The organism is Bradyrhizobium sp. AZCC 2289 (genome assembly GCF_036924615.1).
GTDB lineage: Bacteria > Pseudomonadota > Alphaproteobacteria > Rhizobiales > Xanthobacteraceae > Bradyrhizobium.
Genome location: NZ_JAZHRY010000001.1, coordinates 8,209,706 through 8,222,505, shown reverse-complemented (window position 1 = coordinate 8,222,505; position 12,800 = coordinate 8,209,706). Strand labels below are relative to the sequence as shown.

Genomic DNA, 12,800 nt, shown 5'->3' with positions numbered 1-12,800 from the left:
ATGGGAAAATTCGCTATGAAAATGTTTGGTTCCAGCTTGTTCGGTCAGGCGGTCAAGGCTGCAGGCGTCGGCGCCGCGCTCATGCTGTCGGTCTCGGCAGGTCACGCCCAGGCGTCAGGGCCGTTTGCCGGTTTTGACGGTTCCTGGAGCGGCACGGGCACGGTTGCGCTGTCCAACGGCACCACCGAGCACATCCGCTGCAAGGCCGACTACAAGGTCAACGCCTCCGGGCTCGGCCTGAAGCAGAACCTGCATTGCGCCAGCGACAGCTACAAGTTCGATCTCAGTAGCGACGTCACCAGCCAGGGCGACCGCATCTCCGGCAACTGGAGCGAGAAGAGCCGCAACATCTTCGGCAATCTGCAGGGCACCGCGGGCGGCGGCCAGATCGACGTGTTCGTCGAGGCTTCCGGCTTTGCCGCCAATCTGAACCTGCGCACCAACGGCAGCAAGCAGATCGTCCAGATCGACTCCAAGGGCGAAATCCGCGGCGTCTCGATCACGATGACGAAGGGCTGATCTAAGCCCTTCGTCCGGTACCCCAACTCAACACCAGACCTACTCTGCCGGCTTCGCGTGACCTGCGGTCCCGCGAAGCTTATCCGACAAATTGATCAGGAACATCGACGTCGGCCGCAGGATGAAGAGGTCGGCGACGAGGGCTGCGATCATCGAGAACGCGCTGAGCCAGCCGAACAGGCGCAGCGACGGCAGGTCGGAAAACACCGTTACGACCAGGCCGCAAGCCAGCACCACCGTGGTCAGGATCAGTGCCGGACCGACTAGCACGGTGGCGCGCTCCACCGCCAGTTCCGCGCTGATGCCCGGCTTTCTTTCGAGTCGCAGGCGGTTGAGGAAGTGGATCGTCGCGCTGAGGCCGAGGCCAAACGACACGGTGAGCGCCACGACGCTGGCGAATTGCAGCCCTTCGCCGAGCAGCCACAGCACCGTGCCCGACATCACGACCGGGAAAATGCCGGGCAGGATGCAGGAGAACATCACCACGACAGAGCGGAACGCCAGACCGATGAAGATCGCAACCAGCAGGAATTCGACGGTCAGGCCGCGGTTGAGTTTTTCAATCATGTTGGCGCTGTTGCGCGCGGCGATCACCGACAGACCGGTGACCGCGATCTCGTAACCGGGATGCTCGGCGCGCACCTTGTCGAGCGCGGAATCGAGTTTATTCACCACGGGAAGCAGCTCGCTCGAATCCAGATCGGGTACCCGGCCCGACACCACCACCGCATCCTGATCGGCCGAGATAAAGCGCCGAACCAGATGTTCGGGAATCACGCCGACATATTCCTTCAGCGTCGCGACATCCGAACTGCCGGCCTTTTCAGCGAGCCAGCGGCGCAAGGTTTCCAGCGACCAGACGTTGCCGACGCCGGCTGCGGTTTCGACCATCGAATGGACATCGGCGATCGTCTTCAGGGTTTCCGGCGCGTAGAGCGAGGCGCCCTTGGGGAATTCGATCAGCACATCGACCGGATTGGCGCCCGTGAGCTTGGCATCCAGGCGGCTTGAAGCCGCCACCGCCTGCCGCTTGTCCGGCACCTGATCGGCGAGCCGATAGCGCGGCTCCAGATTGGCGTAGACGATGCCGAGACCGCCGACGACGATCACCGCGATCAGGCTGAACAGACCGGGGCGGCTAACCATGCGCACCGCGATCCAGTAGCAGAAATTGCGCAGCGCCTGAACGCCGGCGTCGGCGCTCTGGAATTTCACCGCAAAGACTTTTTCGTTGCGCACCAGAAGCACGCCGAAAACCGGCACCAGCGACAGCACGGCGATCAGCGCGATGATGGTGGCGGCTAGTCCCGCCTCGCCGAATTTGCGAATCAGCTCGGAATTCGAAAATTGCAGGGCGATGAACGAGATGCCGGCGGTGCCATGGGTCAGCACGCAGGCCGGCCCCACCACCATCACGGCGTTCCTGAACGCGGTGTATTTGTCCTGGCCCGCGATCAGCCGGTCGCGCGCCGCAAACGTCAGCTGCATCGAGTCCGAGAAACTGATTACCATGATCAGCGGCGTCATCACGTTCAGGAACATGTTGAGATTGAAACCGGCCCAGCCGAGGCCGCCGAGCGCGAGCAGGATCGCGATGATCGGCGGAAACGCCGCAACGACCATGAACGATATCTTGCGGAAGAAGATGATCGCGATGATGCAGCCGGCCAGAATGCCGAGAATGTTGTAGGTCAGCCCGTCGCGCTTGACCGCGTTGCGGATCTCGAGCTGCATGACGGGGACGCCGGACAGCTGCGCGTTGAGCCCGCTGCCCGAGAGATCGTCGGCCATGATCTTCCTGATATCGCCGACGGCCTTCGTAAGGCTGTTGCTGGCGACGATATTCGGCTCGAGCGAGAGCACGACCAGCGCCAGCGTGCCGTCTTCGGACAACAGTTTGCCGCGGATGATCTCGTTGGACTTAACGGTCTCGACGAACTTGTCGTAAGCAGCCCCCTCCGGCAGCTCCGGCGGAAACAGCGCCGCGGGCAGCTTGCCGGGCGCCGGGGCCTGGCGCGCCGAAAACAGCGAGACCAGACCGCGCACGCCGTCGACCAGTTGCAGGTCGGTCACCATGTCACGCAACTTCTCGAGGTTATCGCGCGCCAGCAGCGTCTTGCCTTCGACCACGACCAGCACGTCGAATTCGGTCGCCGGGAAGCGCTTGGTCACGGCCTCGTATTGCTTGTAGTCCTTGGAATTGGAGCGGAACAACTGGCTCAGCGAATCGTCGATCTTGATGCGATCGATGCCGAAAAGGGCCGCGATGATCAGCGCCACCAGAATGATGCAGGACAGGACCGGCTTCTGAACCGCGATCAGCCCGATACGCTCGAGCCCGAAGGCGATGCTGGCGCCGGCCGGCCGCTCCTCCGTCGCTGCGACGTGGACCTGACTTTCGGAGTTCTTTTCGAGCATACCCTGTCCAGTTCTCACATCGGCTTAAATTGTCTAGCTTGGGTTCCGGGCGCGAATGAGGCTTTGTCAGCTCTGACCGATCGGCGCTAGCCCTTGAAAACACGCGGTAAATTAACCGCCGCCGTTTTACAGGGCCGAACCGCATCCGGCAAGCGCAGGGGCTATGTCAAATCCGTACGCCGATGCCGATAACCGTCATTAAGTATCTGATTTGTCACACGAGAGTGTGATCCTTCCGTGCTGGACCACCCGCGTCCCGCATTTGTGCACTTCAAGATGGCTTGTTCCGGAAACCTTCTTCCGATTTGCGCCGGCGGGCCGGGATCGTGCCCTAGCCTTGGCCGGTCGCGATTCGCTGAGCCGTTCCACTGGCGCTCTCATCTTTGAGCGCGACACCGGTGATCCGCCGCGCCAGGCCCTCGCGCACCAGCCACGCGATCTTGGCGGCGGCTTCATCGTAACTCAGCCCAGCGCCGTGGATATTGGAGACGCAATTGCGCTCGGCGTCGGTGAGGCCAATCCGCGGTGCATGGGTCAGATAGGCCCCGAGACTGTCGGGCGCGGACAGGCCCGGCCGCTCGCCGATCAGCATCACTATCATGCTTGCGCCGAGAATGGCGCCGATCTCGTCGCCCAGCGCCACGCGCGCGCCCGACGCGACCACGGCATGGCCGATCGGAATGCCGGCCGCGGCCAACCGTGGCGCGAGATGGCGAACCAGTTCGACCGCGTGAATATTGACGGCGGCGGGCGACAGGCCGTCACCGATGACGATCGCAAGCTGATCGGTCTTGCCGCGGCGGTCGGCAAGCTCGCTCCGGGAGGCCGTGTCGAGCATGCGTCCGAGGTCGGGACGGCGGAGATAATCGCGCCGGTTGCGCGCCTGGCTGGCAAGCTGCACCGGCTGCAGGCCGAGGCCGCTCAATCCGGCGACGATCCCTGCATGATCGAAGGCGGCGTGAACGGCGTCGCGCGCCCGCGCGTGGTCGAGGGTAAAGCCGAGCAGCGCTGCGGTCGGCAGGCTCGCGCCGGTGCGGCCGAGCCCGACCCGGGCCGGCGTCAACTCGCGCAGAAGTTCGAGCGAACCGGACGATGGCGCCGGCGGCTTCATGTTCGCATCATTCGGCCGGAACCGAGGCCTCGCGCAGCCGGATCGAATAGTTCGAGGCGCTCTGCTGGCCGCTGGTAGCTGCGCGCGCAAACACGATCAGATGATGCGCAATCATCGACGATCCGATCAGGCCTTCGATGTCGCCGCGCCGCAGCCGACCAAACGCAAACTTCCAGAACACCTTCTTGTAATCGCCGAGCACGCCGACTTTCCAGGCGATGTTGCGCAGCATGATCAGGCCGCGCCGGATGTTGCGCCAACTTTTCATTTCCGGGCTGACAGGCACTTTCAGCCGGTTTGTATAGGTGTAGTTGCACTGGTACTCGTAGCGCGCGAACAGCTTTGCCGGCTCGTAGGCGGTCTCCATGCACCTTTTCCAGGAGCTGACGACATCCTCATAGGGTAGCAGGAAGTCGACATTGGAATCGCGGTCTTCATCTTCCGAGATCAGACGGCCCTCTCGCTCGAGTCGGTCCCACAACGGCGTCTTCGGCAGCGCCTGCAGCAGATTGATCGTTAGCAGCGGAATCCGGGATTCATCGACAAAGGCGAGCAGCGCATCGCCGGTCTCCGGCTTGTCGGTGTCGAGCCCCATGATGATGCCGGAGACGACTTCCATGCCGTAGGAGTTGATGGTGTGGATGCCCTCGAGGATCGGGACCATCATGTTGTGGTCCTTGTGCATCGCCTTCAGCGCGTCGGGATCCGGGGTCTCGATGCCGCAGAACACCGTGACGAAGAAGGCCTCGCGCATCTTCTCGAGGATTTCCGGCCGCTTGGCGATGTTGAGGGTCGCCTCGCAGGCAAGCCGCGTGATGTAACCGGTTTTCTTCTGCCATTCGATGAGGTGCGGCAGCAGATCCAGCGCCGCCTTGCGGTTGCCGATGAAATTGTCGTCGACGAAATACACCGTGTCGGTCATGCCGCATTCGCGCAGCTTGTCGAGCTCGGCGATGATCTGTTGCGGCGTCTTGAGGCGCGGATTGCGGCCGTAGAGACCGGGGATGTCGCAGAATTCGCACTGGTAGGGACAGCCGCTCGAATACTGAATGCTGCCGAGGAGATATTTCCTGGTCTCCGCCAGCTCATAGGCCGGAATCGGAAAGTCGCTCATGTCGACGCGATCGGCGGTCTTCAGCACCACCTGCTGCTCCGGACGCGACGTGTCACGCGCCAGCCGCGCGATCAGCTCATTGGTCGCGTCGCCGAGTTCGCCGACATGGAGATAGTCGAACGACGGATAGTAATCCGGGCATGCGCTGACCGACGGCCCGCCGATCGCAACCGCGAGATCGAACGCATGCGCGCGGCGGCAGATATCGTTCATCTGCTGGCGCTGGATGTGCATGCCGCTGACGAACACCGCTTCGGCCCATTCGAAGTCTTCACTGGTCGCGGGGCGGATGTTCTCGTCAATGAAACGGACCGGCCAGTTGGCCGGGAGGTAGGCTGCGATCAGCAGCAACCCCTGCGGCGGCATGAAAGCCTGAACGCCGTCGGTCAGGGGATAGGCGTGTTCGAAAGTACCAAAAGAAGACGTATAGCGCGGGAAGACACACAGAATGCGCCGTACCGTCTCAATGCCCTCAGCTCTCATTCAAACGTCCTCGGACGAAACTAACAAATTTAACCACGGGTTGACAGGCTGGGCCAGAAATTCTTCAACATTATGACGCGGGCTAACGTCCGGATGGTTCAATGGTTGCGCGGAAAAACCCGCCACGGACCGCGCTTACGCGATCAATCTCGAGGCAAATTCGGGCAGCAGGCCTGCATCGGAGGCAAGGCGAAAGTCTTTGCCAGCGAGGCCGGTGCGGAGCAGCCAATCGTCGAACTCGGGCGCTCGCTTCAGGCCAAAGAGGTCGCGGACGTAAAGCGCATCGTGAAACGAGGTGGATTGATAGTTCAGCATGACGTCGTCGGCGCCCGGCACCCCCATGATGAAGGTCACGCCGGCGGCGGCCAGCAGCGTCAGGAGATTGTCCATGTCGTCCTGGTCGGCTTCGGCGTGGTTGGTGTAGCAAACGTCGACGCCGAGCGGCAGGCCGAGCAGCTTGCCGCAAAAGTGATCCTCCAGCCCGGCGCGGATGATCTCCTTGCCGTCATAGAGATATTCCGGCCCGATGAAGCCGACCACGCTGTTGACCAGCAGCGGATCGAACGCGCGCGCCACTGCGTAGGCCCGGGCCTCCACGGTCTGCTGATCGACATTGTGATGGGCGTTGGCCGAGAGCGCCGAGCCCTGCCCGGTCTCGAAATACATCACATTGTCGCCGACGGTGCCGCGGCGCAGCGCCAGCCCCGCCTCCCGCGCTTCACGCAGCAGCGCCAGGTCGACCCCGAAACTTCGGTTGGCCACTTCCGTCCCGGCAAGCGACTGGAACACCAGATCGACCGGCACGCCCTGCCCGATCAATCCGAGCGTGGTGGTGACATGGGTCAGCACGCAGCCCTGGGTCGGCACCTCCAGCCGCGCGATGATGCCGTCGAGCAGCCGCAGCAACTCGCCGATCACCCTGGGATCGTCGCTCGCCGGGTTGATGCCGATACAGGCGTCGCCCGACCCGAGCAGGATGCCGTCGAGGATGGAGGCGGTAATGCCCTTGACGTCGTCGAAGGGATGATTGGGCTGCAGCCGCACGCTCATCCGCCCGGGGAGGCCGATGGTGTTGCGAAAGCGGGTCGTCACCTGGCATTTTTTCGCGATCAGGATCAGATCCTGATTGCGCATCAATTTTGAAACCGCCGCCGCCATTTCCGGCGTGATCGCGCGCGACAGTTCGCGCAGCACCTCCGTGGTCGCGGCATCGGACAACAGCCAATCGCGGAAAGCGCCCACGGTCAGCGACGATATCGCCGCAAAGCTCGCGGCATCGTGGGTATCGACGATCAGGCGGGTGACTTCGTCGTCCTCGTAGGGCACGACCGTTTCACTCAGGAACTGCTTGAGCGGGACATCGGCGAGCGCCATCCGCGCCGCGATCATCTGCTCGGCGCTGTCGGCGGCGATCCCGGCCAGGCGATCGCCGGAACGCGGCGGCGTGGCCTTGGCGAGCAAATCGCGCAGGTCATTGAACAGGTAACTCGTGGCATCGATGGCTTGGCGATAGACCATGGCGGCTCCGGGCCCATCTGCGTCGAAATGGGCATCGCCAAGCTATCATTTCACGATGGCCCTCGCCGACTGGAAGCGAAGAAATCGCCATCAGGTCATTGGCGACGCTGACCGCAGAAGGTGCGCCCTCTCGCCACAGCAGACCAATTATTTTGTATACCAATAGTTTTCAACAGCGCAACTATTTGATTTTACTATATATTTATTCCATGGTTGCAGTGCAACGAACTTCGCGCGTTAAGAAATAATCCATTCAAGTTCAGCATAGTTTTTAGCGGCCGACGGAACTCACCGGCCTCTTAGGAGAGCCGTTATGGCCGAACTCATGAAATCTGCCGGTCCCAACTCTGTCGCCGCCGCGGCGTCCCGGTTTTCGCTCGCGGTCAGGCTGTATTCGATCTTTGCGCTGTTCGCGGTGCTGACCGCCGCGATCACCGCCCTGTCCGACTACAACACGCGCCGCAACGCAGAACTCATGGAGGCGGTCGATACCGCCAGCCGCGCGGCGCTGAACGTCGAACGCATCAATTCGCTGGTCTATGCCGTCGTGATGGAATCTCGCGGCGTCTACATGTCGACCGACCCCGCCGTCGTGAAGAAATACGGCGAAGGGCTACTCAAGTTCAACGAACGGATTCTCGCGGTCGTCACAAGCTGGCAATCACTCGTCCAGGCCGATGACGCCCAGCAGTTCGCCACCTTCAAGAAGCGGATCGAACAGTTCGTCGACTTCCGGAAAGAGCTGGTTCGCCGCGGAGTCGAGATCAGTGCTGCGGCCGGCCGCGAATGGGGTGACAATGACGCCAACCGTGAAGTGCGCTCGGCGCTGAACAAGGATCTCGAGGCGCTCTCCAAGGTCTACGCCGAACGCAGCAAGAAGCTGGCGCAGCAGACCGACACCAACCACACCATGGCCTTTGTGCTGACCTGTCTCGGCGTGCTGGCGATGGTCGTGGTCGTCATCGGCGTGCTGATCATCTTCCGTTCGGTCGCGCGCCCGTTGTCGGTCATCACCGCCACCATCAAGCGCGTCGCCGAAGGCGACGAAAACGTCGAGGTCCCCCACACCAGGCGTGCCGACGAGATCGGCGCGCTGGCGCGCGCGATTCAGATCTTCAAGGAAGCGATGGACCGTAACCGCAACCTCAATTCGCAGGTGGTCGAGGACTCCAAGGCCCGCGACGAGCGCGCCAAACACATCGAATCCTCGGTCGACGCGTTCCGGGAAGCGATCGGAGGCGTGCTGCGCGCAGTGACCGACAATGCAACGTCAATGCGGGCCACCGCCGAGACCATTGCCAGCGTCTCAGCCGACGCCAGCGGACGCGCCGTCGCCGCCTCCGGTGCGACCGAGCAAGCTGCCAGCAACGTTTCCGCCGTCGCCAGCGCCGCAGAAGAACTCTCCACCTCGGTTCAGGAAATCGGCCGGCAGGTCCGTCAATCCGCCGGCGCCGTCGAGCAGGCGGGCCAGCGCACCGACAAATCGATCGCCGAAATCGAGGGCCTTGCCGCGGCCACCCAGCGCATCGACGGCGTGCTCAGCCTGATCCAGGCGATCGCCGAGCAAACCAACCTGCTGGCGCTGAACGCGACCATCGAAGCCGCGCGCGCCGGCGAAGCCGGGCGCGGTTTCGCGGTCGTGGCGCACGAGGTCAAGGCGCTGGCCGGACAGACCGCGAAAGCGACCGCCGAGATCGGCCAGAACGTCAACACGATCCAGGAATCGACCCGGACCTCGGTCGAGGCTGTCCGCGAGATCGGCAATGCCGTGCGCGAGATCAACGCGGTGACGTCGAATATTGCCGGCGCCGTGGGGCAGCAGGACGCCGCCACCCGCGAGATTTCGGTGAATGCGCAGATGGCCGCGCAGGGCAATGGCACCCTGGTCGTCAACATCGGCTCGCTCCGCGATGCCATGAGCCAGACCTCTACAGCTGCCGAATCCGTGCTGGCGGTATCGAGCGAATTGACCGCGACGGCGGCGACACTATCCCGCGAGGTCGAAAAATTCTTCGGCACGCTGCGCGCCGACCCGCTTCAAGGCGCAAGGCGGACGGGGAGCTAAACTAGGCCGCGCCGCTCGGACCTTCCTCGTCATTGCGAGGAGCGATAGCGACGAAGCAATCCATGCTTCAGCAAGCGGATAGATGAGATGGATTGCTTCGCTACGCACGCAATGACGTCGGGAGAGCTGCGGACTCTTCAGCTCAACTCACACTCTCCTACTCCACCAGCATCACGTCGACCGCGACGCTGAGCTTCTGCTTGCGTGAGCCCACGATGATGCCGTCGACCGGCGAGACGTCGGAAAAATCCCGCCCCACCGCTAGAATGATGTGATCGTTCTCCACCAGGAGATCGTTGGTTGGATCGAACCCGATCCAACCGGTCTCGGCGCCGCACCACACCGAAGCCCAGGCGTGGGTGGCGTCCGCGCCCTGCAGGCGCGGTTTGCCCGGCGGCGGGATGGTGCGCAGATAGCCGCTGACATAGGCCGCCGGCAGCCCGAGCCCGCGCAGGCCTGCGATCATCACATGGGCAAAGTCCTGGCAGACGCCGTGGCGCTTCTCGAACACTTCCTTGAGCGGCGTCGAGATCACGGTGGCCTTCGGGTCGTACTTAAACTCGGTCCGTATCCGGTGCATCAGGTCGACCGCACCGGCGATGATGCCGCCGCCCGGCGGAAAGCTTGCCGCGGCATAGGCGGTGACCGGCGCCTGCACCGGCACCAGCGAGCTTGCAAACACATAGCCGACGGGCGACGAGGGCCCGAGACTGGTGGCTTCGAACGCCACGTCGCGGACGCTCTCCCACGACGGGCTTGGCGCGGCGCGGCCGGGCGCGCGGCGGGACAACGAAACCCGCGACCTCGAATCGATGCGGAGATTGCGGTGCGCGGTCTCGATCAGGACGCTCTCGGTGTGGGTACCGAAAAAATCCCGCCTGACCGTACGCTCCGCCGGCCGCGGCCGGATCTCGACGCTGTGGGAGACCAGTTGCTGCCCGTCGCCGCTGCGCGGCTCCAGCCGCAGCGAGCACCGCGCAAAACTCACCGGGCTCTCGTAACTGTAACTGGTGACGTGACGGATGTCGTAGATCACGCGAGGCCCGTCAGCTTCTCCGGCCGGCTCGCATTGGGTCCGTGCGGGAAATAGTGCAATCCGATCGCGTCGGCGAGATTGAGCAGATCCTGCTCCAGCGCGAACGTGGTTTTTGCGTCCAGCGCCGCGGCCTCCGCGGTCGTCAGCGTCGCCTGCAGCGCGACCGCCAGACGCTGCGGCCGCTCGATCAGGCCGTGCTCCTTGAGGCTCGGAAGGCTCGCGATGTGCTCGTTGAGCGCGGCAACCTGAAACGCGACGGAACGCGGATTGTAGGGGTCCAGCACCGCGAGATCGCGCACCGGCGCCAGCGAGGGGCCGACGAGATAGCGCGAACGATAGGTGATCTGGCAGTCCACCAGCGTCAGCAGCACGTCGAGATCCTCGTCGCCGGCTTCGTCATAGGCAAACTGCCGCGCGAACCTCGCGGTGTTGATGGCGCGCTCGGCGCGGCGGCCCATCTCGAGGAAGCGCCAGCCGGCGGCGCGGTTCATGTTCTCCTGCGCCAGGCCGGCGAAGCTCGCCAGTTCCTGCAGCGTCAGTTCGGCAGCGCTGACGACGCCGTCGTCGTCTTCGACTTCATGGGCCAGCCGTTCCGCCATCTCGGTAATGACCTGCCAGGCATCCGGCGACAGCCGTTCACGCAGCGAGGTCGCGGTCCGCTGCGCCGATCGCACCAGCGACAGCGCCGAGCCGAATTTCTCGGTGCTCTGCAGCGCTTCCGCGGCGACCTTGCCGGGGTTCGCCCGCGTCGCCTGCGAGGCCGCGCCCCAGGTCACGAGCAGCCGCTGGATCCGCTCGACCGAGGGAAGCCCCGTCGTCGATGCCCCCTTGGCGGGGTCGCGCGTCGGCGTGCCGAGCGCGCGGATCAGCCGCAGCGTCGCCTCGGCGCGTTCGAGATAGCGGCCGAGCCAGAACAGATTGTCGGCGGCGCGGCTCGGGACCACGCCGGCGATACGCCTGATCCGCACCGTGTCGGCCGCCGGCAGCAGCGTCGAGGCCGATACCGCCTTGTCGGATACCACCCAGACATCCGCGGCCCGCGCGCCATCGCCCATCGACACGGCGCGAGCATCGGGTTGCTCGGCGATCCGGCAGAAGCCGCCGGGCAGGATGGTCCAGCCATTCGGGGTCGCGGCGGCAAACACCCGGAGCACGAACGGGCGCGGCGTGATCCGGCCGTTTTCCCACACCGGGGTGGTCGACAGCCGCACCAGTTCCTGGCCGACATAATCGATGCCGCGGTCGGAGATTGCGGCCCGGAGCCGCTCGCGCTCGGCGGGCGACAACTGACCGGGTAGCACCGGGCCGTTGCCCGGAAACCCCGGGACGCCCCGGCCATAGGCGCCCTCGATCGCGAACTCGTCGAGCCGCGACAGCACTTCCTCGCGCGCGCGTTTCTGGCCGCACCACCAGGTCGCAATGTGCGGCATCATCAGTTCTTCACCGAGCAAACGCCGGCAAAGACTGGGCAGGAACCCGAGCAACGCCCGCGCCTCCAGCACGCCCGAACCCGGCATATTGGCGACGACGACGCCATTTTTGCGCAGCACGTCGATCAGCCCGGGTACGCCGAGATGCGACGAAGCATCCAGTTCCAGCGGATCGAGAAAATTGGAGTCGACCCGGCGCAGCAGCACGTCGAGCCGCTTCAGGCCGGCGACGGTGCGGATATGAATGCGGTCGCCGCTGACGGCGAGATCGTCGCCCTCGACCAGGAGAAAGCCGAGATAGCGCGCGAGCGTCGCATGCTCGAAATAGGTCTCGTTGAAGGTGCCCGGCGTCAGCAATCCGATCCGCGGCTCGTCACGGTCGGCACTGGCGCGCAGGGAGTCGCGGAAGGCCTCGAAGAACGGCGCGACGCGCTCGACGTTCATCGATTTGTAGAGATTGGAAAAGGCGCGTGACAGCACCAGGCGATTTTCCAGCGCGTAGCCGGCGCCTGATGGCGCCTGGGTGCGGTCGCCCAGCACCCACCAGCGCCCGTCGGGCCCGCGGCCGACGTCGGCGGCGTAGAGATGAAGGTAGCGCCCGCCCGGCGGTTTGACGCCGCAAACCGAGCGGAGATATTCGTTCGAGCCGGCGATGGCGGCCGCCGGCACTGCGCCGTCCGCGACCAGACGGCCCTCGCCATAGAGGTCGCGCAGAACCATTTCGAGCAGTTGCGCGCGTTGCTGGATACCGGCGGTGAGTTGCTGCCAGTCGGTCTCGTCAATGATCAGCGGCAAATGGCTCAGCGGCCAGAGCCGGTCGGCGGTCTCGCCGGGCGCACGATAGGTGACGCCGGCTTCGCGCAGATGCCGGTCGGCGGACGCGAATCGGCGGTCGATATCGGCCGGCGCCAGCGCCGCAAAGGCATCGAAGAACCGGGTCCAGGCTGCCCGCGGTGCGCCGTCCTGGCCGATATATTCATCGGGAATTCCGGGCAGCCGCGCGTAGTCGCGCGTCCATTGCGCCATCCGGCGCTGGCCCGGACGGGCCTTGTTTTCCTGACTACTGCCTTGGCCGCCGTGTCCCGCCATTCCGACTCCAGAGAGCA

General features: G+C 64.2%; 8 protein-coding genes. 2 read left to right on the top strand and 6 right to left on the bottom strand.

Annotated features, from left to right (window positions below; genetic code table 11):
* Positions 1–15 precede the first annotated feature (15 nt).
* Positions 16–519 (top strand): hypothetical protein, encoded by a 504-nt coding sequence (locus V1289_RS38665; RefSeq protein ID WP_334404201.1) that lies wholly within the window; start codon positions 16–18, stop codon positions 517–519.
* 39 nt (positions 520–558) lie between these two features.
* On the opposite strand, the gene V1289_RS38660 is transcribed toward V1289_RS38665, so the two are convergent.
* The 4 genes from V1289_RS38660 to V1289_RS38645 all read right to left on the bottom strand — a co-directional run bounded on the left by V1289_RS38660 (position 559) and on the right by V1289_RS38645 (position 7,163).
* Positions 559–2,937, bottom strand: coding sequence for an efflux RND transporter permease subunit (locus V1289_RS38660; RefSeq protein WP_334404199.1), 2,379 nt, complete (start codon positions 2,935–2,937; stop codon positions 559–561).
* Between the two features lie 331 nt (positions 2,938–3,268).
* The gene (gene eutC, locus V1289_RS38655; RefSeq protein ID WP_334404197.1) at positions 3,269–4,048 is read right to left on the bottom strand and encodes an ethanolamine ammonia-lyase subunit EutC; all 780 of its coding nucleotides are present in this window, start codon (positions 4,046–4,048) and stop codon (positions 3,269–3,271) included.
* A gap of 7 nt (positions 4,049–4,055) precedes the next feature.
* Positions 4,056–5,645: a B12-binding domain-containing radical SAM protein gene (locus tag V1289_RS38650; RefSeq protein ID WP_334404195.1), complete on the bottom strand. Its 1,590-nt coding sequence runs from the start codon at positions 5,643–5,645 to the stop codon at positions 4,056–4,058.
* A gap of 135 nt (positions 5,646–5,780) precedes the next feature.
* Complete coding sequence (locus V1289_RS38645; protein WP_334404193.1) at positions 5,781–7,163, bottom strand: ethanolamine ammonia-lyase subunit EutB; 1,383 nt, start codon at positions 7,161–7,163, stop codon at positions 5,781–5,783.
* 313 nt (positions 7,164–7,476) lie between these two features.
* Here V1289_RS38645 and V1289_RS38640 point away from each other — a divergent pair, with 313 nt between their 5' ends.
* Entirely contained in the window at positions 7,477–9,228 is a 1,752-nt protein-coding gene (locus tag V1289_RS38640; protein ID WP_334404192.1) for a methyl-accepting chemotaxis protein, read from the top strand.
* A 157-nt stretch (positions 9,229–9,385) separates the two neighbouring features.
* Here the strand turns inward: V1289_RS38640 and V1289_RS38635 are convergent, their stop codons facing one another.
* Both V1289_RS38635 and V1289_RS38630 read right to left on the bottom strand, forming a co-directional pair.
* Positions 9,386–10,264 carry a transglutaminase family protein gene (locus V1289_RS38635; protein WP_334404191.1) on the bottom strand — a complete coding sequence of 293 codons (879 nt, stop codon included), beginning with the start codon at positions 10,262–10,264 and terminating at the stop codon, positions 9,386–9,388.
* A complete protein-coding gene (locus tag V1289_RS38630; RefSeq protein WP_334404190.1) occupies positions 10,261–12,783 on the bottom strand; it encodes a circularly permuted type 2 ATP-grasp protein in 2,523 nt (840 codons plus the stop codon). The genes V1289_RS38635 and V1289_RS38630 overlap by 4 nt, the downstream gene beginning before the upstream one ends.
* Positions 12,784–12,800: the final 17 nt, after the last annotated feature.